At 70.5% G+C, this 24,441-nt stretch carries 25 protein-coding genes; 12 read left to right on the forward strand and 13 right to left on the reverse strand.

What is annotated here, in order from left to right; all coding sequences use genetic code 11:
• Positions 1-10 precede the first annotated feature (10 nt).
• The 4 genes from H4687_RS31905 (at position 11) to H4687_RS31920 (ending at position 3,472) form a co-directional block, all read left to right on the forward strand.
• Positions 11-928 carry a F0F1 ATP synthase subunit gamma gene (locus H4687_RS31905; RefSeq protein ID WP_013000656.1) on the forward strand — a complete coding sequence of 306 codons (918 nt, stop codon included), beginning with the start codon at positions 11-13 and terminating at the stop codon, positions 926-928.
• Entirely contained in the window at positions 928-2,364 is a 1,437-nt protein-coding gene (atpD, locus tag H4687_RS31910; RefSeq protein ID WP_046917277.1) for a F0F1 ATP synthase subunit beta, read from the forward strand. The genes H4687_RS31905 and atpD overlap by 1 nt, the downstream gene beginning before the upstream one ends.
• A 131-nt stretch (positions 2,365-2,495) precedes the next feature.
• Entirely contained in the window at positions 2,496-2,870 is a 375-nt protein-coding gene (locus H4687_RS31915; RefSeq protein WP_005480240.1) for a F0F1 ATP synthase subunit epsilon, read from the forward strand.
• A 149-nt stretch (positions 2,871-3,019) separates the two neighbouring features.
• Entirely contained in the window at positions 3,020-3,472 is a 453-nt protein-coding gene (locus H4687_RS31920) for a DUF2550 domain-containing protein (RefSeq protein WP_005480238.1), read from the forward strand.
• A gap of 78 nt (positions 3,473-3,550) precedes the next feature.
• Here the strand turns inward: H4687_RS31920 and H4687_RS31925 are convergent, their stop codons facing one another.
• From H4687_RS31925 to H4687_RS31935, 3 genes are all read right to left on the reverse strand, one after another.
• Positions 3,551-5,371 (reverse strand): glycoside hydrolase family 18 chitinase, encoded by a 1,821-nt coding sequence (locus H4687_RS31925; RefSeq protein WP_046917295.1) that lies wholly within the window; start codon positions 5,369-5,371, stop codon positions 3,551-3,553.
• Positions 5,372-5,512: 141 nt separating this feature from the next.
• Positions 5,513-6,154: a response regulator gene (locus H4687_RS31930; RefSeq protein ID WP_046917276.1), complete on the reverse strand. Its 642-nt coding sequence runs from the start codon at positions 6,152-6,154 to the stop codon at positions 5,513-5,515.
• Positions 6,151-7,338: a sensor histidine kinase gene (locus H4687_RS31935; protein WP_046917275.1), complete on the reverse strand. Its 1,188-nt coding sequence runs from the start codon at positions 7,336-7,338 to the stop codon at positions 6,151-6,153. The genes H4687_RS31930 and H4687_RS31935 overlap by 4 nt, the downstream gene beginning before the upstream one ends.
• A gap of 152 nt (positions 7,339-7,490) precedes the next feature.
• On the opposite strand from H4687_RS31935, the gene H4687_RS31940 reads away from it, so the two are divergent.
• Together H4687_RS31940 and H4687_RS31945 are read left to right on the forward strand one after the other, a co-directional pair.
• Entirely contained in the window at positions 7,491-8,078 is a 588-nt protein-coding gene (locus H4687_RS31940) for a hypothetical protein (RefSeq protein ID WP_046917274.1), read from the forward strand.
• Positions 8,075-8,281 (forward strand): DUF5708 family protein, encoded by a 207-nt coding sequence (locus H4687_RS31945; RefSeq protein WP_046917273.1) that lies wholly within the window; start codon positions 8,075-8,077, stop codon positions 8,279-8,281. Before H4687_RS31940 ends, H4687_RS31945 begins: the two co-directional genes overlap by 4 nt.
• 16 nt (positions 8,282-8,297) lie before the next feature.
• Here H4687_RS31945 and H4687_RS31950 read toward each other — a convergent pair whose 3' ends face one another.
• The 3 genes from H4687_RS31950 to H4687_RS31960 are packed head-to-tail and all read right to left on the reverse strand — an operon-like array spanning position 8,298 to position 10,435.
• The gene (locus tag H4687_RS31950) at positions 8,298-8,870 is read right to left on the reverse strand and encodes a cob(I)yrinic acid a,c-diamide adenosyltransferase (protein WP_046917272.1); all 573 of its coding nucleotides are present in this window, start codon (positions 8,868-8,870) and stop codon (positions 8,298-8,300) included.
• 13 nt (positions 8,871-8,883) lie between these two features.
• Positions 8,884-9,633, reverse strand: coding sequence for an ABC transporter permease (locus H4687_RS31955; protein WP_046917271.1), 750 nt, complete (start codon positions 9,631-9,633; stop codon positions 8,884-8,886).
• Positions 9,634-9,652: 19 nt separating this feature from the next.
• A complete protein-coding gene (locus H4687_RS31960; protein WP_046917270.1) occupies positions 9,653-10,435 on the reverse strand; it encodes an ABC transporter ATP-binding protein in 783 nt (260 codons plus the stop codon).
• A 101-nt stretch (positions 10,436-10,536) separates the two neighbouring features.
• On the opposite strand from H4687_RS31960, the gene H4687_RS31965 reads away from it, so the two are divergent.
• The 4 genes from H4687_RS31965 to H4687_RS31980 all read left to right on the forward strand — a co-directional run bounded on the left by H4687_RS31965 (position 10,537) and on the right by H4687_RS31980 (position 15,623).
• Positions 10,537-11,178: a TetR/AcrR family transcriptional regulator gene (locus tag H4687_RS31965; protein ID WP_046917294.1), complete on the forward strand. Its 642-nt coding sequence runs from the start codon at positions 10,537-10,539 to the stop codon at positions 11,176-11,178.
• A 129-nt stretch (positions 11,179-11,307) separates the two neighbouring features.
• Positions 11,308-12,156 (forward strand): 3-hydroxyacyl-CoA dehydrogenase family protein, encoded by an 849-nt coding sequence (locus H4687_RS31970; RefSeq protein ID WP_046917269.1) that lies wholly within the window; start codon positions 11,308-11,310, stop codon positions 12,154-12,156.
• Positions 12,157-12,340: 184 nt separating this feature from the next.
• On the forward strand, positions 12,341-12,664 hold the full coding sequence (locus tag H4687_RS31975) for an STAS domain-containing protein (protein WP_033526497.1): 324 nt from the start codon (positions 12,341-12,343) through the stop codon (positions 12,662-12,664).
• 376 nt (positions 12,665-13,040) lie between these two features.
• Complete coding sequence (locus H4687_RS31980) at positions 13,041-15,623, forward strand: ATPase AAA (protein ID WP_046917268.1); 2,583 nt, start codon at positions 13,041-13,043, stop codon at positions 15,621-15,623.
• A 113-nt stretch (positions 15,624-15,736) separates the two neighbouring features.
• Here H4687_RS31980 and nucS read toward each other — a convergent pair whose 3' ends face one another.
• Positions 15,737-16,408 (reverse strand): endonuclease NucS, encoded by a 672-nt coding sequence (gene nucS, locus H4687_RS31985; protein WP_046917293.1) that lies wholly within the window; start codon positions 16,406-16,408, stop codon positions 15,737-15,739.
• Between the two features lie 394 nt (positions 16,409-16,802).
• On the opposite strand from nucS, the gene H4687_RS31990 reads away from it, so the two are divergent.
• Positions 16,803-17,195, forward strand: coding sequence for an SCO5389 family protein (locus H4687_RS31990; protein WP_046917266.1), 393 nt, complete (start codon positions 16,803-16,805; stop codon positions 17,193-17,195).
• Between the two features lie 79 nt (positions 17,196-17,274).
• Here the strand turns inward: H4687_RS31990 and H4687_RS31995 are convergent, their stop codons facing one another.
• Positions 17,275-18,303 carry an LLM class flavin-dependent oxidoreductase gene (locus H4687_RS31995; RefSeq protein WP_046917265.1) on the reverse strand — a complete coding sequence of 343 codons (1,029 nt, stop codon included), beginning with the start codon at positions 18,301-18,303 and terminating at the stop codon, positions 17,275-17,277.
• A gap of 221 nt (positions 18,304-18,524) precedes the next feature.
• Between H4687_RS31995 and H4687_RS32000 the strand changes: the two genes are divergently transcribed.
• A complete protein-coding gene (locus tag H4687_RS32000) occupies positions 18,525-18,866 on the forward strand; it encodes a hypothetical protein (protein WP_046917264.1) in 342 nt (113 codons plus the stop codon).
• A 17-nt stretch (positions 18,867-18,883) separates the two neighbouring features.
• Here H4687_RS32000 and H4687_RS32005 read toward each other — a convergent pair whose 3' ends face one another.
• The 5 genes from H4687_RS32005 to H4687_RS32025 all read right to left on the reverse strand — a co-directional run bounded on the left by H4687_RS32005 (position 18,884) and on the right by H4687_RS32025 (position 24,213).
• Positions 18,884-19,750 carry an ABC transporter permease subunit gene (locus H4687_RS32005; RefSeq protein WP_050399641.1) on the reverse strand — a complete coding sequence of 289 codons (867 nt, stop codon included), beginning with the start codon at positions 19,748-19,750 and terminating at the stop codon, positions 18,884-18,886.
• The gene (locus H4687_RS32010) at positions 19,747-21,015 is read right to left on the reverse strand and encodes an ABC transporter ATP-binding protein (protein ID WP_050399643.1); all 1,269 of its coding nucleotides are present in this window, start codon (positions 21,013-21,015) and stop codon (positions 19,747-19,749) included. Before H4687_RS32010 ends, H4687_RS32005 begins: the two co-directional genes overlap by 4 nt.
• Positions 21,016-21,224: 209 nt before the next feature.
• Positions 21,225-21,995, reverse strand: coding sequence for an ABC transporter permease (locus H4687_RS32015; protein ID WP_050399645.1), 771 nt, complete (start codon positions 21,993-21,995; stop codon positions 21,225-21,227).
• 2 nt (positions 21,996-21,997) lie between these two features.
• The gene (locus H4687_RS32020; protein WP_050399646.1) at positions 21,998-22,966 is read right to left on the reverse strand and encodes an ABC transporter ATP-binding protein; all 969 of its coding nucleotides are present in this window, start codon (positions 22,964-22,966) and stop codon (positions 21,998-22,000) included.
• Positions 22,967-23,274: 308 nt separating this feature from the next.
• Positions 23,275-24,213 (reverse strand): coiled-coil domain-containing protein, encoded by a 939-nt coding sequence (locus H4687_RS32025; RefSeq protein ID WP_046914785.1) that lies wholly within the window; start codon positions 24,211-24,213, stop codon positions 23,275-23,277.
• Positions 24,214-24,441 lie beyond the last annotated feature (228 nt).

Genomic DNA, 24,441 nt, shown 5'->3' on the forward strand with positions numbered 1-24,441 from the left:
GACCTGACTCATGGGAGCCCAGCTCCGGGTCTACAAGCGTCGCATCCGATCCGTCACCGCGACCAAGAAGATCACCAAGGCGATGGAGATGATCGCCGCCTCGCGTGTCGTCAAGGCGCAGCGCAAGGTGGCGGCCTCCGCGCCGTACGCGGCCGAGCTCACCCGCGCGGTCACGGCGGTCGGTACCGGTTCGAACACCAAGCACCCGCTGACCACGGAGGCGGAGACGGCGACCCGTTCCGCGGTGCTGCTCCTCACGAGCGACCGCGGACTGGCCGGCGCCTTCAACTCCAACGCCATCAAGGTCGCCGAGCAGTTGACGGCGCGCCTCCAGGCGGAGGGCAAGGAGGTCGACACGTACATCGTCGGCCGCCGCGGTCTGGCCCACTACAACTTCCGCGAGCGCAAGGTCGTGGAGTCGTGGTCGGGCTTCACCGACGAGCCCACCTACGCGGACGCGAAGAAGGTCGCGGGTCCGCTGATCGAGGCCATCGAGAAGGACACGGCTGACGGCGGCGTGGACGAACTCCACATCGTCTTCACCGAGTTCGTCTCGATGATGACGCAGTCGGCGCTCGACGCCCGTCTGCTGCCGCTCAGCCTCGACGAGGTGGCGAAGGAGGCGGCGCCGAAGGGCGAGATCCTTCCGCTGTACGACTTCGAGCCGTCGGCGGAGGACGTCCTCGACGCCCTGCTGCCGCGCTATGTCGAGAGCCGTATCTACAACGCGATGCTTCAGTCGGCCGCTTCCAAGCACGCCGCCACCCGCCGCGCGATGAAGTCGGCCACCGACAACGCGGGCGAGCTGATCAACACGCTCTCCCGCCTTGCCAACGCGGCCCGCCAGGCCGAAATCACCCAGGAAATCAGCGAGATCGTCGGTGGCTCCGCAGCCCTCGCCGACGCGAACGCGGGGAGTGACAGGTAATGACGACGACAGTTGAGACGGCCGCTGCCACGGGCCGCGTCGCCCGGGTCATCGGCCCGGTCGTCGACGTGGAATTCCCCGTCGACGCCATGCCGGAGATCTACAACGCCCTTCACGTCGAGGTGGCCGACCCGGCCCTCGACGGTGCGAGGAAGACGCTGACCCTGGAGGTCGCCCAGCACCTGGGTGACGGCCTGGTCCGCACCATCTCCATGCAGCCCACCGACGGTCTGGTCCGCCAGGCCGCCGTCACCGACACCGGCACGGGAATCTCCGTCCCGGTCGGCGACTTCACCAAGGGCAAGGTGTTCAACACCCTCGGTGAGGTGCTGAACACCGACGAGCAGTACGAGGGCGAGCGCTGGACCATCCACCGCAAGGCCCCCAACTTCGACGAGCTCGAGTCGAAGACCGAGATGTTCGAGACCGGCGTCAAGGTCATCGACCTTCTCACCCCGTACGTCAAGGGTGGAAAGATCGGCCTGTTCGGTGGTGCCGGCGTCGGCAAGACGGTGCTCATCCAGGAGATGATCTACCGCGTCGCCAACAACCACGACGGTGTCTCCGTGTTCGCCGGTGTCGGTGAGCGCACCCGTGAGGGCAACGACCTCATCGAGGAGATGGCGGAGTCGGGCGTCATCGACAAGACCGCCCTGGTCTTCGGCCAGATGGACGAGCCCCCGGGCACCCGTCTGCGCGTGGCACTCGCCGGTCTGACCATGGCGGAGTACTTCCGCGATGTGCAGAAGCAGGACGTGCTGTTCTTCATCGACAACATCTTCCGCTTCACCCAGGCCGGTTCCGAGGTGTCGACCCTGCTCGGCCGTATGCCCTCCGCGGTGGGCTACCAGCCGAACCTGGCCGACGAGATGGGTCTCCTCCAGGAGCGCATCACCTCGACCCGCGGTCACTCGATCACCTCGATGCAGGCGATCTACGTCCCCGCGGACGACCTGACCGACCCGGCCCCGGCCACCACCTTCGCCCACCTCGACGCGACGACGGTTCTCTCCCGTCCGATCTCCGAGAAGGGCATCTACCCGGCCGTGGACCCGCTGGACTCCACGTCCCGCATCCTGGACCCCCGCTACATCGCGGCGGACCACTACAACACCGCGATGCGCGTCAAGACGGTCCTGCAGAAGTACAAGGACCTCCAGGACATCATCGCGATCCTCGGTATCGACGAGCTCGGCGAGGAGGACAAGCTCACCGTCCACCGTGCCCGTCGTGTGGAGCGCTTCCTCTCCCAGAACACCCACGTCGCCAAGCAGTTCACCGGCGTCGACGGGTCGGACGTGCCGCTGGACGAGTCGATCACCGCGTTCAACGCGATCATCGACGGTGAGTACGACCACTTCCCGGAGCAGGCGTTCTTCCTCTGCGGTGGTATCGAGGACCTGAAGAAGAACGCGAAGGAGCTCGGCGTCTCCTGACGCCCGGCGACTCGTGAACAGTGGGGGGCGAGGCCACACCTCATGGGGTGCGTCCCGCCCCCCTCTGTACTCCCACTAGAATTGAACCCAACACCCGGCCAAGGAGCCGGGTGGTGACCCGAGGAGCCATCTTGGCTGCTGAGCTGCACGTCGCGCTGGTCGCGGCCGACCGAGAGGTCTGGTCGGGCCAGGCCACCCTGGTCGTCGCCCGTACCACGTCCGGCGACATCGGCGTCATGCCCGGTCACCAGCCGCTGCTCGGTGTGCTGGAGTCGGGCCCGGTGACCATCCGTACGAGTGAGGGCGGCACCGTCGTCGTCGCCGTGCACGGCGGTTTCATCTCGTTCGCGGACAACAAGCTGTCCCTGCTGGCCGAGGTCGCCGAGCTGGCCGACGAGATCGACGTCCAGAGCGCGGAGCGGGAGCTGGAGCGCGCGAAGGCGGCGGGCGACGCCGCCGCCGAGCGCCGCGCGGATGTACGACTGCGTACGGCGGCGGCGCGCTGAGCCCGCACGTCGTGTGATGCTGTACCTCAGCCGCGGCTGGGTCTGGATGTCTTCATCCTGATCCGGCCGCGGCTGAGGCAAATGTGGGTGTTTTTTACGTTCCATTACCTAGCAGTGGCATTACCTAGGAGACGAGGAGGTCGGTGTCGATGGTCCTCGCTCTGACTGTGTGCGGGTCGGTGATCGCGCTCGTGGTGGTGGGGCTCTTCGTCTTCGGACTGCGCCGGCGCCTCATCCAGCGCTCCGGCGGCACCTTCGACTGCAGCCTGCGGTGGAACGCACCCGAGAAACCCGGGGACGACAAGAACGGCAAGGGCTGGGGCTACGGGGTCGCCCGCTACAACGGCGACCGCATCGAGTGGTACCGCGTCTTCTCGTACTCCATCCGCCCCCGCCGCGTCCTGGAGCGTTCGTCGATCGAGGTCGCCGGGCGCCGCACCCCCGAGGGCGAGGAGGAGCTGGCGCTCCTCTCCGACGCCGTGATCCTCGCGTGTCTGCACCGCGGGACCCGGCTGGAACTGGCGATGAGCGACGACGCGCTGACCGGTTTCCTCGCGTGGCTGGAGGCAGCCCCGCCCGGACAGCGAGTGAATGTGGCGTAGTCACATCCACTCGCTGGGTGGGGGTCCCCCCGGACGAAGTCCGGGGGGAGCGTCAACGTGGCGTGATCCTTCAGTCGGTCACTTCAGCCCGTTGCTGATCGCGCTCACCAGCTCCCCGTTGCCCGTGTCGCCGCTGAACTCCCAGAAGAAGGCGCCGCCCAGGCCCTGGTTCTTGGCCCAGGTCATCTTGGAGCCGATCGTGGCCGGGGTGTCGTAGGACCACCACTGGTTGCCGCAGTGCGCGTACGCCGTGCCGCCGACGGTTCCGTTGGCCGGGCAGGAGTTCTTCAGGACCTTGTAGTCCTCGATGCCGGCCTCGTACGTGCCGGGTGCCGCCCCGGTCGCCGTGCCGCCGGGGGCGGACTGGGTGACACCGGTCCAGCCGCGTCCGTAGAAGCCGATGCCGAGCAGCAGCTTCGAGCCGGGGACGCCCTTCGACTTCAGCTTGGCGATCGCGTCGGCGGAGTTGAAGCCCGCCGCCGGGATGCCGGGGTACGAGGTCAGCGGCGAGTGCGGGGCGGTCGGACCGTCCGCGTCGAAGGCGCCGAAGTAGTCGTAGGTCATCACGTTGTACCAGTTCAGGTGGGTCGCGGCGCCGCCGTAGTCAGCCGCGTCGAGCTTGCCGCCGGAGGAGCCGTCGGCGGTGATCGCGGCGGTGACCAGGTAGTTCGAGCCGAACTCGGTGCGCAGGGCCGACATCAGGTTCTTGAAGGCCGCGGATCCGCTGGTGTCGCAGGTCAGCCCGCAGGCGTTCGGGTACTCCCAGTCGATGTCGATGCCGTCGAAGACGTCGGCCCAGCGCGGGTCCTCCACGACGGCCTTGCAGGACTTGGCGAAGGCGGCCGGGTTCTGCGCGGCCTGACCGAAGCCGCCGGAGTAGGTCCAGCCGCCGAACGAGTACAGCACCTTGATGTGCGGGTACTTGGCCTTGAGCTGCCGGAGTTGGTTGAAGTTGCCCCGCAGCGGCTGGTCCCAGGTGTCGGCGGTGCCGCTGACGGACTGGTCGGCGGTGTAGGCCTTGTCGTAGGCGGCGAAGGTGTCGTCGACCGTGCACTGGCCGTTCTTGACGTTGCCGAACGCGTAGTTGATGTGGGTGATCTTGGACGCGGAGCCCGAGGTCACCAGGTTCTTGACGTGGTAGTTCCGGCCGTAGACGCCCCACTCGGTGAAGTAGCCGAGGTTGACCTTCGAGCCGGGGTTCGGGTTCGTGCCGCCGGTGGTCCGTACGGCCGTCGCGCCGCTCACGGGGCCGGTCTGGTCGGCGGTGTCGCGGGCCTGGACGGTGTACGAGTAGTCGGTGCCGGCGCTCAGGCCGGTGTCCGTGTAGGTGGTGCCGGTGACGGTGGCGACCTTGGTGCCGCCCCGCAGGACGTCGTAGTTCTTGATGCCCTTGTCGTCGGTGGCGGCGCTCCAGCTCAGCTTCACCGAGGTGTTGGTGACGTCCGAGGTGGTCGGGGTGCCCGGGGCGGAGGGTGCCGCGTCCCCGGGGACGCTGGGGCCGCCGTCGCAACTCCCGCCGTTGAGCTTGCAGTTGGCCGGGGAGCCTGAGCCGCTCCCGTTGAAACCGAAGGAGACGGAGGCGCCCGGGGCGAGGGTGCCGTTCCAGGACTTGTTCTTGGCGGTCCAGTGGGTGCCGGAGGAGGTGACGTCCGCGTCCCAGGCGGAGGTGACGGAGGTGCCGGAGGGGAAGTCCCATTCGACGGTCCAGGAGCTGATCGTGGTCGTCCCGGTGTTCTTGACGGTCCACTTGCCTTCGAAGCCGGTGCCCCAGTCCTGGGGCTTGGCGTAGGTGGCGGTCGCTTGCGTGGCCGCCTGCGCGGGGCCGGCGAGGCCGACCAGTCCGGCGAGGGGGAGGAGGAGGGTGGCGAGACCCGCTATGGCTCTGTGCCTGAAGCGCATGTGCGCCTCCTTGTGGGGTGTCTTGAGCATGAGGCTCTTGAGCATGAGCATGACGTGGCGCAGTGTGGCGAGAATAGAAAGGTCTGGACCATAGGTCAATGGGTCTGGACCAGTGCGCTCATGCGGGACACCCCGGTGAGGTCAGACCCCCAACTCCTGGGCCAGCACCGCCGCCTGCACCCGGCTGCGCAGATCGAGCTTCCCCAGCAGACGGCTGACGTGCGTCTTCACCGTCGCCTCGGCCATGTCCAGCCGCCCGGCGATCTCCGCGTTCGACAGCCCTTCACCCAGACAGGACAGGACCTCCCGCTCGCGCCGGGTGAGCGAGTCCAGGACGGACGGATCGACGGCGGGCTCGCGTACGGGCTTGGCGGCGAACTCGGCGATCAGCCGCCGGGTGACGGCCGGGGCGATCAGACCCTCGCCGCGCCCCACCGCCCGTACCGCCTCGATGAGGTCCCTCGCCTCCGTGTTCTTCAGCAGGAAGCCGGCGGCACCGGCCCGCAGCGCCCCGAAGACGTACTCGTCGAGGTCGAACGTGGTGAGCACCAGCACATCGGCCAGACCCTCGGCGACGACCTGGCGGGTCGCGGACACCCCGTCCAGCCTCGGCATCTGCACGTCCATCAGCACCAGGTCGGGCCGCAGCTCCCGGGCGAGCGCCACCGCCCGCTCGCCGTCCGGCGCCTCGCCGACCACCTCGATGTCCGGCGCGCTGCGCAGGATGAGGACCAGTCCGGCCCGTACGGCGGACTGGTCCTCGGCGACGAGCACACGGATCACGCGGGTTCTCCTTCGATGACGGGGAGGGCGGCACGGACGCTCCAGACCTTGCCGTGGGCCATGCTCTCGGGGCCCGCCTCGAACGTGCCGCCCAGCAGGGCGACCCGCTCCCGCATCCCGACCAGACCGGCGCCGGAACCGGGGGCGCTCGGGCGGTCGCGGTCGCCGTACGGGCTGGTCACGGCGATGCCGAGGGCTCCGTCCGTCTGGCGCAGGGCGACGGTGACCCGGCCGGGGCAGGCGTGCTTGAGGGCGTTGGTCAGCGATTCCTGGACGATGCGGTAGGCCGCCATCTCGACGGGGGCGGGGAGGGGACCGTCGTGTTCGGCGTCGAGGGTGACGTCGAGGCCGTTGGTGCGGGCGCCGTCGACGAGGGAGCCGAGCCCGTCGAGCGTGGGCGCGACGGACGGCTCGGTGTCGTCGCCTGCGTCCCGCAGGATGCCGATCAGCCTGCGCATCTCGGCCAGGCCCTCGACGCTGTTCTCGCGGATGACCCCGAGGGCCTTCTGGGAGGTGTCCGGGTCGTCTATGGAGAGCGCGGCCGTGGAGTGGATCGCGATCGCCGAGAGGTGGTTGGCGACCATGTCGTGCAACTCCCTTGCCATGCGCGCCCGTTCGGACACCACCGCCTGCGCGCGGTCCATCTCCGCCAGCAGGGCGGTCTGTTCGGCGCGCAGCCGGGCGGCCTCGGCGGCGTCGCGGTGGTTGCGGACGATCCAGCCGGTGGCGGCGGGGGTGAAGCCGACCAGCCCGACCACCACACCGGTGAGCAGTGCCTCCGGCCGCCGCCACACGGCGAGGGGGACGACCGTGGCGGCCACGGTCATCAGTCCGGCGATCCAGGGGACCCGGCGGGCCGTGGCGGGTGAGCCGTACAGCACGGCCGAGTACACCAGATCGGTGAACATCAGCACGGTGAGCAGACTGCCCCGGGTGATGGTGTCCACGGTCAGCGCGGCCCATCCGACCAGCAGGGCCGTGCGCGGCATGGCGCGGCGCAGCGTCTCGCAGCCGGCGGTCACAACGAGCGGCAGCAGGATCCACCACTGGCCGTGGAGCAGCACGATCGCCTCGTCGGAGGGGCGGGTGTAGAGGCCCAGTCCCCACAGCAGCAGGCCCCCGAGCAGTCCGGCGAGGGCCGCGTACAGGTCGAAGCGGTGCGGGCGGGGCGGTCGTACGGCCATGACTCCATCCAACACGTCACGGATGCCCGGCGCCTGATCCCCGCGAACGGTCCTGGACTGCATCCTTCGATGTACCGCGACTTCCTCACCACCGACGACGCGTCGGCGGCCGCCCGCCGGGAGCCTGGAAGGGTGACCGAGAGGAGCGAGTCGTGATCGTCGCGTTGATCATCGCCTGTGAGGTCGGCTTCTGGGTGCTGCTGGCGCTGGCCCTGGCCGTCCGCTACCTGCTGAAGAGGCGCCGGACCAGTGTCGTGCTGCTGCTCTGCGAGCCCGTGCTGGAGCTGGTGCTGTTCGTCGTGACCGCGATCGACCTGAAGAACGGGGCCGAACCGAGCTGGGAGCACGGGGTCGCGGCCCTCTACATCGGCTTCACCGTGGGCTACGGCCACTACATGATCAGTCGGCTGGACGCCTGGGCGGCGCACCGGCTGGGCGGCGGGCCCAGGCCGCCGGCACCGCCGAAGTACGGCCTGGCCCGCGCCCGGCACGAGGGGAAGCTGTGGACGCGGACGGTGGTGTCGGCCGCGGTGGCGCTGGCACTCCTGCAACTGGCCGTCTGGTACGTGGGCGACGACGGGAACGTCGATTCGCTGAGGTCGTTCCAGTGGGTCGCGCTCCGGGCCGCGGGCATCCACGGCCTGGTCGCCCTCACCTACACGATCTGGCCGAAGAAGGACCCGGGCGTCGCGGAGGGCGAGGACCGGGTCACCGTCGCGAAGGAGAGGGCCGGGCGATGAGCGGGACGGCGGTCGGGGCGTCGAGGAACGTGTGGGAAGGGGCCGGCACCTTCGTGATCGGCCTGGTGCTGTGGCTGTTCACGGAGGGGGTGGAGGTGCCGTTCGTCACTCTGACCAAGGTAGGCGTGGTGATGATGTGCGTGGGTGGCGTCCTCGTCGCGACGGGCCTCTACCAGCGGGCCCGCGGCACGACGGGCGGGTAGCGCCCCGGCGCGGCGGTCACCGCTGCCCGCCCGGCACCCACAGCACGTCGCCGACCTCCTTGTTCGCCGTCCTCGCCAGGATGAACAGGAGGTCGGAGAGTCGGTTGAGATAGGTCGCGGTGAGGGGGTTCATGTCCTCGCCGTGGGCCTCCAGGGCCGCCCACGTCGAGCGCTCGGCGCGCCGGACCACCGTGCAGGCCTGGTGCAGCAGGGCCGCTCCGGGGGTGCCGCCGGGCAGGATGAAGGAGCGGAGCTTGTCCAGCCGCTCGTTGAAGTGGTCGCAGTCCGCCTCCAGCTTGTCGACGTAGAACTGCTCGACGCGCAGCGGCGGGAACTCGGGGTTCTCGACGACGGGAGTGGAGAGGTCGGCGCCCACGTCGAACAGGTCGTTCTGGACGCGGGTGAGGACCTTGACGATCTCCTCGTCCAGCCCGCCGAGCGCGATCGCCGTCCCGATGGCCGCGTTGGCCTCGTTGGCGTCCGCGTACGCCGAGATCCGCGGATCGGTCTTGGGCACCCGGCTCATGTCGCCGAGGTTGGTGGTGCCCTTGTCGCCGGTCCTGGTGTAGATGCGCGTCAGATTGACCATGCGACCAGCGTAGTTATGCCCCGGCCGTCCGGAAGACACGTGTGCCCACCGTCACGGCGAGCCCCGCGAGACCGACGGCGACCAGGACGCCGTACAGCATGGCAGGGGTGGTGTAGGCGCCGACGTACGCGTCGCGCACGGCGTCCACCAGGTAGCGGAACGGGACCAGGTGGGAGAGGATGTCGAGCCAGGCGGGCGCCAGGGACATCGGCAGCATCAGGCCCGACAGCAGCATCGACGGCATGGTGAGGGCGTTCACCGTCGGGCCGAACTCGTGCTGGGAGCGCGCCTTCATGGCGAGCGCGTACGACAGCGAGGCGAGCGAGACCGTCAGCAGGGCCACGAAGGCGAAGCCGATCAGGACGCCCGCGAGCGGTGCGCGCAGGCCCATGAGCAGGGCCGCGAGGACGAGCAGGACCGCCTGGAACACGAAGACCGCCGCGTCGCGCAGCACCCGGCCCAGCAGCAGGGCGAGCCGGCTCACCGGAGTGACCCGCATCCGCTCGATCACCCCCGTCTGCTTTTCGAGGATCACCATGAAGCCCGCGAACGAGGCCCCGAACAGGCTCAGTTGAAGCAGCAGGCCCGGCACCAGCACCTGCCAGGAACTGCCCCGCGAGCCGAGCGGGACGCCGGTGAGCAGGGGGCCGAAGAAGAGCAGATACAGCAGCGGCATCAGCACGCCGAACAGCATCGCGAAGCGGGAGCGCAGGGTCTGGCGGGCGTATCGCCCGAAGATCAGCGCGGTGTCGTGAAGAAGCATCGAAGTCCTCGGACCGGTTCTAGACGGCTACGGGGGTGGTGTCGGCGGGGGAGGGCCCGCGCCCGGTGATGGCCAGGAAGGCGTCCTGGAGCGTGGCGTCGGCCGAGCCGCCGTGTCGCAGTTTGAGCGCGCTCGGGGTGTCGTCCGCCACGACCCGCCCGTGGTCGACGACGACGATCCGGTCGGCGAGGGCGTCCGCCTCGTCGAGGTAGTGCGTCGTCAGGAAGACGGTGGTGCCGTGCTCGTCGCGCAGCCGCCGGACCAGCTCCCACAGACCGGCGCGGCTGCCGGGGTCGAGTCCGGTCGTCGGCTCGTCCAGGAAGAGGACCTGGGGGCGGTGGGTGAGCGCCATCGCGATGTCGAGGCGGCGCCGCTGCCCGCCGGAGAGGGCGGCGCACGTGCGGTCGAGCAGTTCGGTCAGGTCCAGCTCGCGGGCCAACTCCTCGGCGCGCTCGACGGCCCGGCTTCTCGTCAGGCGGTAGAGCCGCCCCTGGGTGACCAGCTCCTCCCGCACGGTGATCTGCGGGTCCACCCCGCCCGTCTGGGCCACGTATCCGCAGGCCCGGCGCACCCCTGCCGGGTCGGTCGCCAGGTCGTGGCCCGCGACCGTGGCCGCGCCGCCGGTCGGCGGGAGCAGGGTCGTGAGCATCCGCAGGAACGTCGTCTTCCCCGCGCCGTTCGGTCCGAGGAACCCGAGGATCTCGCCGGGCAGGACGGTGAGATCGATACCGCGCACGGCCTCCAGGGGGCCGCGTTTCGTCCGGAAGGTGTGGGCCAGGCCGGCCGTACTGATGATGGGCATGACCTCAGAAAAACAGAGTCTCCCAAATTTTGCAATGGCCCCAAACTTTAAGAGACTGCAGGGAAATCCCGTCGGCCGACGCGGCGACCTACGATGTGGCCATGGCAGAGGGGCTCAGGGAGCGCAAGAAGCGCGAGACGCGGCAGCGGATCTCGGACATCGCCACCGGGCTGTTCCTGGAGCACGGCTTCGTGACCGTCACCATCGCGGAGGTGGCCGAGGCGGCCGACGTCTCCGTGAACACGGTCTACAACTACTTCCCGGCCAAGGAGGACCTCTTCTTCGACCGCAGCGCGGGCATCGTCGAACGCCTCGCCCGCTGGGTGCGCGCCCGCGACCGGGGCGAGTCGGCCGTCGCCGCCGTCCTGCGCGAACTGCGTGCCGAGGTCGAGGCGGTCTCGCCGCGCGTCGGCCTGATGGAGGGCTACGACCGCTTCATGCGCGCCATCCACGAGGCGCCCGCCCTGCGGTCCCGGCTCTGGAGCATCCAGCAGGAGGTCCAGGACAACCTGGAGGCGGCCCTGCGGGAGGAGACCGGAGCGGCCCCCGACGACTCGATGCCCACCCTGATCGCGGGTCAGATCAACTGGGTCCACCAGACGGTGATGGCCGTCATCGGGCGTGAGATGCTCGCCGGGCGCAATCCGGGCGAAGTGTCCCGAGAGGTACTTCTTCTCCTGGACGGGATGGAGGGCCTGTTGAGCGAGACGGTACTCAACTACGCCGTACGACCCTCTGAGTGAGCGCTGCCGGTGTGACGTCCGCCCCTTGAGACGTGACTCGCGTTACTAAGCGGTCACACGACCCCTCACGAGCGCTAGTGTCCGCCGGAGAGGTAACCCATCGACAGCGCGTACCAGGGGAGTCGCACAGTGGCACGGAAGCTCGCCGTCATCGGAGCCGGGCTCATGGGGTCCGGCATCGCCCAGGTGTCCGCGCAGGCGGGCTGGGACGTCGTCCTGCGCGACGTCACCGACGAGGCGCTGAACCGTGGCATCGGCGGCATCACGGCGTCGTACGACAAGTTCGTGAGCAAGGGCAAGTTGGCCGCCGAGGACGCCGAGGCGGCGCTGGGCCGGATCACCGCCACCACGGACCTCGACGCGGCGGCCGACGCGGACATCGTCGTCGAGGCCGTCTTCGAGAAGCTGGAGGTGAAGCACGAGATCTTCCGGGCGCTCGACAAGGTCGTCCGCGAGGACACCGTGCTCGCCTCGAACACCTCCGCGATCCCGATCACCAAGATCGCGGCGGCCACCGAGCGCCCCGAGCGCGTCGTCGGCGTCCACTTCTTCTCGCCGGTGCCGATGATGCAGCTGTGCGAACTGGTGCGCGGCTACAAGACGAGCGACGAGACGCTCGCCACCGCGCGGGAGTTCGCCGAGTCGGTCGGCAAGACCTGCATCGTCGTCAACCGTGACGTCGCCGGCTTCGTGACGACCCGTCTCATCTCCGCCCTCGTCGTGGAGGCCGCGAAGCTGTACGAGTCGGGCGTCGCCACCGCCGAGGACATCGACCTCGCCTGCAAGCTGGGCTTCGGCCACGCGATGGGGCCGCTGGCCACCGCCGACCTGACGGGCGTCGACATCCTGCTGCACGCCACGAGCAACATCTACACCGAGTCCCAGGACGAGAAGTTCGCCCCTCCGGAGCTGATGCGCCGGATGGTGGACGCCGGTGACATCGGACGCAAGAGCGGGCAGGGCTTCTACACCTACTGACGCCGATCCACGCGTCACGGGCGGCACTTCCCACGCATGTGAACGCATGAGCCTCTCCGGCCTCACCCCTTGAGGTGAATTCGGTATCGGTTCGCTCACAGACGGCAACCTGACGGTGTCAAACGCCGTCAGACGTTGCATCACCCACATCACGGAGTACGAGACGCACTCACGGGGAGCGCTTATGTACATCAGGGGCGACCACGCCGAGCTGGTCGTCGGGGGCCGCCTCGACGTACGCAGCGCGGCGGACGCCCGTACGGTCCTGCACTCGGCCGTCGACGACGGAGCCGGCGACCTGGTGCTCGACCTGTCAGAGCTGGACTCCTGGGACGCCACCGGACTCGGGGTGATCATGGGAGCCCACCGGCGGGCGGGACGGTGCGGACGGCGGCTGGTGCTGCGCGACGTGCCACCGCAGATGCAGCGGCTGCTCGTGGCCACCCGGCTGCACCGCATCCTGGCGATCGAGGGCGGCATCGGTCTGGAGTCGTTGCCCAGAGTCTGAACGCGTGTGCGGGTCTCTACGTATGCGTCGGTGTGTGCGGGACACCCGGTCGGCATGACCCACCGGTCGGCACGGCCCTTCGGCCGGTTTGAACCCTTCCGTCGTCACGGACCCCGAGGGCTGTGGAGACGCAGGGGGCCATGGGGACATGAGGACCATGAGGGCGAAACGCACCACACGCGCAATCCTCACGAGACCGTGATGTCTCGGACGGCGCGGGACCCCGGACTGTCGGAGATACTGTGCAAAGGTTTAGGGTTCGGCTGCCCGCTGCCAGCTACCCTCGCGCGGGTTCCGGACCAGAAGCGACAGCGCGGTGTGCGGCAAGGCCGGGAGGGGCTCCAGCACACGAGACGCTTTTGGGGGGCTTGAACCGATGGACCCGAACAACCGGGGACCCGAAGAGCACGGCCACGACGACGGACAGGCGCAGAGCAAGCGTCCACCACGGGACGCGCTGACGCAGGACTTCGACCGGCACGCTCCGGCACTCGCCCGCACCGTCCAGCTCGTCTCGGGCGACTTCCTGCTCACCGTCAACCCCGTCGACGGCAGTGAGATAGAGACCTGCCCACCGGCCGAACTGCCTGGTCGGCCCGTGAAGCACACGCCGGACGAGCGCGCCGCGCTCGACCGCGCAGCCCGTCCGCCGGTGCCCCCGGGCCCCTCGCTGCCCCGGCTCCCCCTGCTCCAGCGCGACGAGGAGAGAGACCGGCTCGTACGGCTCCTCGCCCGCGGCCGCTCCGTCCGCCTCACCGGATCCCCCGGCTCCGGTCGCACCACCCTCCTCGACACGGTCGCCGAGGACTGCGCGGACCTGGCCCCCGACGGCGTCGTCCGGCTGAGCGGTTTCCGGCGTACGGCCGACGACCTGCTGTACGAACTGTTCGCAGCCGTGTACAGCACACCCCTGTTCCGGCCCGCCCGGCAGCAGATCATCGACATCGTGCGGGACATCGGCGCGGTCGTCGTCCTGGACGACCTGGAGTTCGGCGGCATCGCGCTCGACGAGCTGCTCGACGCGACCCCCGAGTGCGCCTTCCTCGTCGCCGCCACTCCAGACACCCCCCTGCCGTCCCCCGACGCGCCCCTGGAGGAGATCGTCCTCGGCGGTCTCGACCGGGCCGGCAGCGAGCAGCTTCTGGAGCGCGCCGTCGGGCGGCCGCTCACCGAGGACGAGTCGAACTGGGCCGGCGACCTCTGGTTCGAGTCCGAGGGGCTGCCGCTGCGCTTCACCCAGGCCGGGGCGCTGCTCAGGCAGCGGGACCGGCAGCGGGCCGGCGAGGACGCCGTCGACGAGTTCGGGGTCTTCCAGGAGGCACCGCCCGTCGACGCCCCCTACGACGCCGCGGGCGAGCACGACGTCCCCCTGCCCTCGCTCGCCGAGGGAGCCGCCCCCGCCGCGCTGCTCGCCTCCCGGCTGGGCGCCTCGGCCCGCGAGACCCTCAGGTTCGCGGTCGCCCTCGGCGGGGAGATCCCGCACCAGGCGCACCTGCCCGCGCTCGTGGGCGACACCCACGCCGACGCGGCCCTCGGCGAGCTGGTCGGCTGCGCGCTGGTGACACCTGTCGGTACCCGCTACCGGCTCGCCGCCGGGGTGCGCACCCAGCTGGAGGCCGCCGGGTACGCCGACGACGCCGAGACACGCGCCGGCGCCGCCGCCCAGCACTACGCCTGGTGGGCCGGGCACCCCTCGGTCACTCCCGAGCGGGTCTCGGCCGAGGCGGACGCCGTACTGGCCGCCCTCGCCGCGCTCGTCCCGGGCACGACCCCGCCCGGCGAGGACGACGAGAGCGCCGCCCTGGTGCTGGCCCGGCAGGCCGCGCCCGCGTTCGCGGCGGGGCAGCGCTGGAGCGCCTGGGAGCGGGCGCTGCGGGCCGGCGCCGAAGCGGCGGCCCTCGCCGCCGAGACCGGCGAACAGGCCTACTTCCACCACGAGCTGGGTGTCCTCGCGCTCTGCTGCGGGCAGCTGGAGCGCGCCCGGGCCGAGCTGGAGGCCTCCATCGGGCTGCGCAACGTCCTCGCGGACAAGCGCGGCACCGTCGCCGGCCGCCGGGCACTCGCCCTGGTCGCCGACCGCTCCGGGGCGACCCCGCCCGGCGGGCGTACGGCGGCGGGGGAGGAGGTGCCGGGCGCCCGGCACGAGGAGTCGGCCTCACCGCCCGGGGGCGTGCCGTCCGCCTACACGCCGATGGGCTTCGGCGTGGTCGGCCCGGGGGCGACGGGCGCGGCAGCGGCGACCGGCGGCGGTGGACCGTCGTCGCGTCCCCCGGCCCACGACAGCACGCTCGTCACGCACCGGTCCGACGGCGCCTCGCCCGCCCTCCGGTTCGGCGGCTTCAAGAGCCTCGTGGGCGGCGCCCGGCGCAACCTGGTCGCCACGGGCGCGGGGGCCCTGCTCGCCGCCGTCCTGGGCACCGTGGTGATGCTCGGCGCGACCTCCGACCGGGGCGGCGACACCCCGGCGGAGAGGGTCGGCGTCAACCCCTCCGCCAGCGCGGGCGTCGACGACGGCGGGCTCGTCGCGGACCGCCCCAAGACGGGCGAGGACGGGGACGCCCCGGGTGCCGTGCCCGAGCCGACCGATCCGGGCCCCGACGGCACGTACGGCACGTCGGACGACCCGACACCCACGGACAGCGCCGACCCGTCGGACGACCCGAGCGATACGGAGGGGCCGACGGGCAAGCCGACGCCGTCCCCGACGAAGTCGTCGCCGAAGCCGACGCCGTCGGAGTCCGAGGACGAGTCCGGCTCGCCCACGCCGACCCCGACACCCACCCCGACGCCGACTCCCACGCCCACCCCGACGCCGACCGGTGGCGGGAGCCAGGATCCGCCGCCGCCGGACGACACCAACAGCGCCAGTGCGCCGACCTCCGGGCGGGCCGTCGAGTCCACCGGCGCCGCGGGCACTCCGGTGGCCACCGCCGAGTCACGGGGCGGGACGCCCGCCTGAGCTTCCGTGCCGTCCGTCCGACGCCTCGACGGCTCGTTCCAATGCTTCGTTCGACGCGGGAGGGCCGGGTCCGTCCACCGGACCCGGCCCTCCCGCGTGTTCCTCGAAGGCGCTCAGAACAGCCGCAGCTTGTCGTCCTCGATGCCGCGCAGGGCGTCGTAGTCGAGGACCGCGCAGCCGATGCCGCGGTCGGTGGCGAGGACGCGGGCCTGGGGCTTGATCTCCTGGGCGGCGAAGATGCCGCGGACCGGCGCGAGATGCGGGTCGCGGTTCAACAGCTCCAGGTAGCGGGTGAGTTGCTCCACCCCGTCGATCTCGCCGCGCCGCTTGATCTCGACCGCGACGGTCGCGCCGTCGGCGTCCCGGCACAGGATGTCGACGGGGCCGATGGCCGTCATGTACTCGCGGCGGATGAGCGTGTAGCCCTCGCCGAGGGTGTCGATGCGGTCGGCGAGGAGTTCCTGGAGGTGCGCCTCGACGCCGTCCTTGATCAGGCCCGGGTCGACGCCCAGTTCGTGCGAGGAGTCGTGGAGGACCTCCTCCATCGTGATGATGAGCTTCTCGCCCGCCTTGTTGACGACGGTCCAGACGCCCTGCTCGTCCCCCGACCCCTCCTTCAGGGTGCAGGGCGGCGACATCCAGTTGAGGGGCTTGTAGGCCCGGTCGTCCGCGTGGATAGACACGCTGCCGTCCGCCTTCACGAGGATCAGACGGGGGGCCGAGGGGAGATGGGCGGTGAGCCGGCCCGCGTAGTCGACGGAGCAGCGGGCAATGACGAGACGCATGGTCGGCAACGCTACTCGACGCCGACGGGTGCGCGCGATTCGACCGTCGTGAGGGCTCGGCCGGAGGTCACCCCGCCGCCGACGCGTCCGGCAGGGGTCCGTTCGACCGTCAGGCCGATCCCGTGCGGTCGCTGTCGCCCTCCGTCACCTTCCTCAACCCCCTCACGTGGGCTTCCGTCGTCCTCCGGCATGTGCCTCTGTCAACTCCTGTTCGGCATTGGCTGATTGTGTGCGTCTCGCGCCGTGTCGGTGCGCGCAATCTCCTGGTGCGGCCCCGTTCGGTTCCTTACCGTAGAAACTGGAGGTCGCGAACCATGCACTCTGCGTGTTCGGCGTGCGCCCTCCGCCCTTGTCCGTCAACCCCTGTTGTTGTGGGGGTGCGAGAGGAGAACCCATGTCGCTCGACGTCTCACCGGCCCTACTCGAACAGGCCGAGCGAGGCGAGGTCGACGAAGCCCACTTCGTCGACTGCGTCCGGACCTCCCTGCCCTACGCGTGGGAGATGATCAGCTCTCTGGTGGCCCAGCTGAAGGTCGACGGCGGAGAGTTCGCCGACAACCAGACGCCCCCGCCGGACGAGCAGGCACGCGGACAACTGCTGCGCGCGCTCGCCAGCGACGCGATCCGCGGCGCGCTGCAGCGGCACTTCGGTGTACGGCTGGCCTTCCAGAACTGCCACCGTGTGGCGGTGTTCCCTCTGGACCCGTCCGTGGACGACAGGCTGGCCCGCTTCACCTCGATCCGCGGCCAACTCCTCAACCAGTCCCCGGAACTCAGGGACTGCTGAGGTCGTGACGCAGCACGGCTTGCCGCTCCAACCGCGGGAGGTGCATCAGTGACCGGGGCGGCAAGCTCCCCGTAGTGGCTCAGCCGAGGTGAGGCAGCACCTCGGCACCGAGTCGTCGTACGTTCTCCTCCGTCGCCGCCAGATCGCCGGAGCCCTCGACGAGCAGGGCGAAGCGGGAGATGCCCGTCCGTTCGCTGGTGGCCGCGAGGCGGTCGGCGCACAGCCGGGGGGTCCCCACCGGGTGCAGCCCGCAGAGCAGTTCGGTGTACGCCAGCGGGTCGCGCATGGCGCGGGCGCGGCCGTCGACGGTCACATGGGCGTCGAGGCCCTGCTTCAGCCAGCCCGGCATCGCCTTGGTGAGCGCCTCCACGGCGTCGGTGCGCCGGTCCGCGATCTGGCAGACGCCGGCCGACACATGGGCCGCGCCGGAGATCTCCTCCGGTGAACGGCCCGCCGTCCGGGCGTGCTCGCGCCACAGGGCGACCATCTCGGACTTCTCCTCGTCCCCGACGTGCATCCCGAGGAGCATCGACAGCCCCCGCTCGGCGGCCAGCCGTACGCTCGTCGGTGAGGTGCAGGCGACGACGACCTCCGGGCCGGGCGTCTCGTCCAGGTCCTCGGCGGGCCTCGGGACGACCGGGACCTCGCGGAAGCTGAATCGTTCCCCCGACGCCGACACCGACGGCTCACGCAGCCAGCGCATGAGCAGATCGAGTGATTCCGGGAACCCCTTCTCGTAGGCCTCCAGTCCGGCGCCGAACACCTCCAGGTCGACCCACGGGCCACCGCGTCCGACGCCCAGGGAGAAGCGTCCGCCGGACGTCACATGCAGCAGGGCGGCCTGCTCGCCCAGGGCCACGGGATGGACGGTGGGCAGCACGCTGACCGCCGTGCCGACCCGGATGCGCCGGGTGCGGCCCAGCAGCAGCGCGGCGAGGGTGATCGCCGACGGGCAGGTGCCGTACGGCACGAAGTGGTGCTCGGCCAGCCAGACCGCGTCCAGCCCGGCCTCCTCGGCCACTTCCGCGGTCCGTACCGCCCGGTGGAGCGCCTCCCCCTGGCCCTGGCCGGGGAACTGGGCGCCCAGTACAAATGTTCCTACGTGCATCGCTCTTCCTGCTTCCTCGGCTCCGAATCGGGAGCTCCCCCACCGGCATAACCGTGTGACACGTGCCGAAGTCACGGCCTGGCGGCGAGATTTGCCGATTGTCTGCAGAATGGGCCGAGCGGAGGGCGATCTGGGGGGTTTGGTGACGTACGCGTACCCCTGCCGGGCGCGCGTAGGCTGGACACCAATCCTGCTCCCTGTATAGCCCCGTGAGGTGTCCCGTGTCCCCGCGTCGCAACCGCCCCAAGGACCAGGGTCCGTCGGGTCCGTCAGGCCGCAGCGCGGAGGACGACCGGTCGGACCGCTACGGCGGCTGGCAGACCAGCGAGCCCTGGCGGGGCGAGGAGTGGAGCGTGCGTCATGTGGCGGGCGCGAGCGCGGCGGGCAAGACCTACCGCTGCCCCGGCTGCGACCAGATGATCCCCTCCGGGGTGCCGCACGTCGTCGCCTGGCCCGAGCACTCGGGTGTCGACGAGCGCCGCCACTGGCACAAGGCGTGCTGGAACGCGAAGGACCGCCGCACCTCGCGGGTGCAGCGGTCCCGTAACGCGCCGAGGTTCTGACACCCCTCGGTCCCCGGTCACACGTCCCGCTGCTCCAGCAGCGCGTAGGCCCCGACGAACGCCGCCCCCGTCAGCGCGAGCATGATCCACAGAGGCTCCCAGCCGGACGGGCCGGACTGGCTGAGCTCCGCGCCGTAGAAGACGCTCAGCTGGCTCGGGATCGAGTACTCCAGCAGGAACTCCTGGACCTCCTTCAGCGACTCCGAGAACATGAAGATCGCGATGACCAGCGGGGCGAGGAAGACGCCGAGCATGAGGGTGATCGCGCCCGCGGAGTGCCGGATCAGCGAGCCCATCAGCAGCGCCAGCAGCCCGAACAGCGCGAGGAACAGGCTCACGCCGACGGTGGCCTTGAACCACTCCTGGCCGTCGGGGCTCGTGGCGCCGTTGCCCTCCAGGATCGCCACCTGGGCGAAACCGACGAACGCGGTGGTGACCAGGGTGACCGTGAACGTGAGCGCGAAGAACACGATCGCCTTCGCGGCCAGGACCCGGCCGCGGTTCGGGCACGCGGTCATCGTGGTCCGGATCATGCCCGTGCCGTACTCGGAGGCGGTGGTCAGCACCCCGAGCGTGAGGATGCAGACGCTGCCGATCATCAGTCCGAACAGACCGAGGCCCAGCGGGGACTCGCCCTCCAGGTTCATGTCCGTGGAGGAGGCGATCAGGGCGAAGAGCAGACCCAGGCCGATCACCAGGACGACGAAGACGCCGAGCGTCCAGATCGTCGAGCGGACCGACTTGATCTTCGTCCACTCGGAGGAGATCGCGTGCCCGAGGTGGGTGCGCACCACCGGGATCGGCGAGGTGTACGACGTGCCCGGCGCGCCCTGCCACTGGGGGGCGGGCGGCTGCTGCGTGAGGGGCGGCTGGGGCGTGCTCATCGGGCGTCCTCGGACTTCGTCAGGTCGGCGGCGGGCGCGGCGGGGGCGGCCGGTGCCGGGGCCGGCGCGGCGGCGGGCTGCGCGGGGGCCTGGGGCGCGGCCTGGACGTACGGGTTGGGCGGGGACTGGCCGGGCGCCGGAGCCGGGGCGACGGGCGCAGGAGCCCCGTAGGGACCGGCAGGCGGCAGGCCCTGCTGCCCGGGCGCCACGGGCTGGCCCTGCGGCGCGTACGGCTGGCCGTTCTGGGGCGCCGGCGGGGCGTACCAGCCCGGCTGGCCCTGTCCGGGCACCGGCATCGGCGGCTGCGCGCCGGGCGGCAGGGGCTGCTGGAGGCCGGCCTTCTGGTCGGTGGTCGAGCGGTAGTCGACGGCGCCCTGCGTCATCCGCATGTACGCCTCCTCCAGCGACGCCTGGTGCGGCGACAGCTCCCACAGGCGTACGTCGGCGCCGTGCGCGAGATCGCTGATGCGGGGGAGCGGCAGCCCCATGACCCGCAGCGCGCCGTCCTGCTCGGGCAGCACCTGGCCGCCCGCCTCGGTCAGCGCGGACGTCAGCTTCTCGCGCTGCTGCGGCTCGGCGTCCGGCGTCCGGACCCGCGCGAAGTCGGCGGAGTTGGCCGAGATGAAGTCCTTGATGCTCATGTCGGAGAGCAGCTGTCCGCGCCCGATCACGATGAGGTGGTCGGCGGTCAGCGCCATCTCGCTCATGAGGTGCGAGGAGACGAAGACCGTACGGCCCTCGGCGGCCAGCGCCTTCATCAGGTTGCGGACCCAGAGGATGCCCTCGGGGTCGAGGCCGTTGACCGGCTCGTCGAAGAGGAGCACCTGCGGGTCGCCGAGCAGGGCGGCGGCGATGCCGAGCCGCTGGCCCATGCCGAGGGAGAAGCCCTTGGAGCGCTTCTTGGCCACGTCCTGGAGGCCGACGACACCGAGCACCTCGTCCACCCGGCGGGCCGGGATGCCGGACAGCTGGGCCAGGGACAGCAGGTGGTTCCGGGCGTGGCGGCCGCCGTGCACCGCCTTGGCGTCGAGGAGGGCGCCGACCTGCCGGGCCGCGTTCGGCAGTTTGCGGTACGGATAGCCGCCGATCGTCACCTGCCCGGAGGTGGGGTTGTCCAGGCCCAGGATCATGCGCATCGTCGTCGACTTGCCGGAGCCGTTGGGCCCCAGGAAGCCGGTGACGGCACCCGGCCGCACCTGGAAGGAAAGGTTGTACACGGCCGTCTTGGCGCCGTAGCGCTTTGTCAGGCCGACTGCCTCGATCATGCTCCGCACCCATCGAACGGTTCAGGACGTCCGAGGACGTCGGGGCGCACGCCCCCGTATGGATGAGGAGCTTATCGGGGCGTTGACGGTTCCGCCCAAGAGCGAGTAAAACCTCGCAGGTCACCGCGGCATCGGCTTGGCATGTGCGTAACCGCTGGTCAGGCCGCCGGTCAGGTCGCCGGCTACGGGGGACGGCCGGTGCGCGACGCTCACGCGTCCCGTTGCCTCAGCATCAGATACCCGCCGAGCAGGGCCGCGGCCACCCACAGCGCCATGATGGCGAGACCGCCCCACGGGCCGTACGGTGTGTCGTCGTCCAGGGGGGTGACGACCTGCATGATCTTGCTGCCGGCCTGGTCGGGCAGGTACCGGCCGACCTTCTCGGTGGCGCCGACGTTGCCGAGGATGTTGGAGATCAGGAAGAAGAACGGCATCAGGATGCCGAGCGACAGCATCGGGCTGCGCAGCATCGCCGCGACGCCCATGGAGAACATGGCGATGAGGGTCATGTAGAGCCCGCCGCCGAGGACCGCGCGCAGGACGCCCGGATCACCGATCCCGGCGCGGTGCGAACCGAGCATCGCCTGCCCCAGGAAGAAGGTCACGAAGCTGGTCACGAGCCCCACCGCGAAGGCGAGGGCGGTGGCCACCGCGATCTTGCCGAAGAGGAAGGTGCCGCGCTGCGGGACGGCGGCCAGTGAGGTCCGGATCATGCCGGTGCTGTACTCGTTCGACACGACCAGCACCCCGAACACGATCATGGCCAGCTGTCCGAGGGTCATTCCCGCGAAGCTGATGAACGTCGGGTCGAACGACAACCTGTCCTGGCGGCTCAGGTTGTCGAACTCGTTCTTCGACAGCAGCGAGATCAGCACGCCGAGGACGACGGTGACGACCCCGGCCAGCGACAGCGTCCACACCGTGGACGCCACCGACCGGATCTTGGTCCACTCCGAGCGGACCACCTGGGTCGCGGCCATGGTCAGCCCTCCCGCTTCCAGGTGCCGCCCCAGCCGGCGACGGGGGCCGGGGTCCGCGCCGGGGTGCCGTCGTGCGCGTGGTACTCCACCGACTCGGCCGTCAGCCGCATGAACGCCTCCTCCAACGAGGCCTGTTGGGGGCTCAGCTCGTGCAGCACGATCTGGTGCTGGGCGGCCAGCTCGCCGATCTCCTCAGGTTTCCCGCCGTCCACCTCCAGCGTCCCGTTGCCCGTCTCCACGACCATCAGGCCGACCGCGTGCAGCACGTCGAGCAGCCGCTCTCGCTGAGGTGTGCGAATGCGTACGTACGAGCGTGAGTTCTGCCGGATGAACTCCGCCATCGAGGTGTCGGCGAGCAGCCGGCCCTGCCCGATGACGACGAGGTGGTCGGCGGTCAGCGTCATCTCGCTCATCAGATGCGATGACACGAAGACGGTCCGGCCCTGTGCCGCGAGGGACTTCATCAGGTTCCGGATCCAGTGGATGCCCTCGGGGTCGAGGCCGTTGACCGGTTCGTCGAACATCAGGATGCGGGGGTCGCCGAGCAGCGCGCCGGCGATCCCGAGCCGCTGCCCCATCCCGAGGGAGAACCCCTTGGCCTTCTTCCGCGCGACCGTGGTGAGGCCGACCGTGTCCAGCACCTCGTGCACCCGTGCCCGGGGGATCCCGTTGCTCTGGGCCAGACAGAGCAGGTGATGGAAGGCGCTGCGGCCGCCGTGCACCGCCTTGGCGTCCAGCAGCGCGCCGATGCGGGTGAGCGGATCGCGGAGACCGGCATAGTGCGTGCCGTCGATCCGTACGTCCCCCGCGGTGGGCCGGTCGAGCCCCAGGATCATCCGCATCGTCGTCGACTTCCCGGCCCCGTTCGGCCCGAGAAACCCGGTCACGATCCCGGGCCGCACGGCGAAGGTCAGATTGTTCACCGCCACCTTCTCGCCGTACCGCTTGGTCAGCCGGTCGATCTCGATCATGTGGCCACGCTAGAACGGGCCCCGGAGCCCTGCCACCGGAGCACCTGCCGCCCACCGCCCAGCCCTCCAGGGGCTTGCACGGCCCAGCGACTCCGCCGCCCCGCCCCCCGGGGGGCGCGAGGAACCGCGCGCCCAGCCACACACGACAGTCACCCGCGAGACAACAGACACCCCCGACCGCACAGGCGCAGCACGACGCCGGCAGCAGAGGTACAGGTCTTCGCCGCCGGGACACCAAAGACCCGCGCCCCCCGGAGGGGAGACGCGGGTCCGTTGCCTCGTCCGGCCGCTGCCGACAGGCGAAGGCGTTACCGGGACTGCTGCGCCGGAACCCCACGCGAGATCGGCTCGTCGTCGGCGACCGGCGTGCCGGCCGCGGCGACGGCCGCACCCGTGAGGGTCGCCAGCATCTCGCGCACGTTCGTCAGCTGGGCGTTGATCGAGTCGCGGCGGTTGGTGAGCGCCGCCAGCTCGCGCTCGGATTCCGAACGGATCCGGTCGGCCTTGGCGTTCGCGTCCGCGACGATGTCCTCGGCCTGACGCTGCGCGGTCTCCACCGTCTGGCGGGCGCGGCGCTCGGCGTCGGTGCGCAGCTTCTCGGCCTCCAGGCGGAGCTGCTCCGCGCGGTGCTCGATCTCGGCGAGACGCTTCTCCGCCTTCTGCTGACGCGACGCCAGGTCCCGCTCGGACTGCTCGCGGCGCTTGGCGAGGTTCGTCTCGAAGTCTGCGGCGGCCTGCGCGGCCTTGGCGCGGGTCTCCTCGAAGAGGGCGTCCGCCTCCTCGCGCTTGGACTGAGCGTCCTTCTGCGCCTCGGCACGCAGCTGCGAAGCGTCGCTCTTGGCCTTCTCGACGATCCGGACGCCCTCGTCCTCCGCCTTGGCCTTGCGCTCCGCGGAGAAGGACTCCGCGTCGTTGCGCACCTGCTGGGCCGCCGACTCGGCGAGCTCGCGGTGCTGCTCGGCGGCGCGGCGGGCCTCTTCGCGCAGGTCCTTGGCCTCCTCCTCGGCGAGGCGGAGGATCTTCTCGACGCGCGCGCCGAGACCGGCGTAGGACGGCTCGGCGTCGGTCACCGCGGCCTGGGCGTTCTGCGTCTCGAGGTGGAGCTCCTCGATGCGCTTCTCCAGAGCGGTGATGCGGGCGAGAGCGGAGTCACGGTCGGAGACGAGCTTGGAGATACGGTCGTCCACCTGAGCGCGGTCGTATCCACGCCGCACAAGCTCGAAGCCGTAGGGGGAAGTGTCGCTCATGGGGTTCCTGTCGAATGAGACCGGTGAGGTGATAGGTGGAATCCTAGGGGGCGAAGCGGCGTGTCATCGAGCAGATGCACGTTTGATCTGGAGAATGACACCCCTTTTGGGTGGCCGACCATCGGAATACTTGCCAGAAACTTTGCATAACCGCCTTGGCAAGCACAGAACGGGCACGAACAGGTGTCCGTAGCGCCCGAGGAGGGGCGGGCATATACCCGCAACGCC

The organism is Streptomyces stelliscabiei, from assembly GCF_014873495.1.
In the GTDB taxonomy this organism is placed as follows: Bacteria; Actinomycetota; Actinomycetes; order Streptomycetales; family Streptomycetaceae; genus Streptomyces; species Streptomyces bottropensis.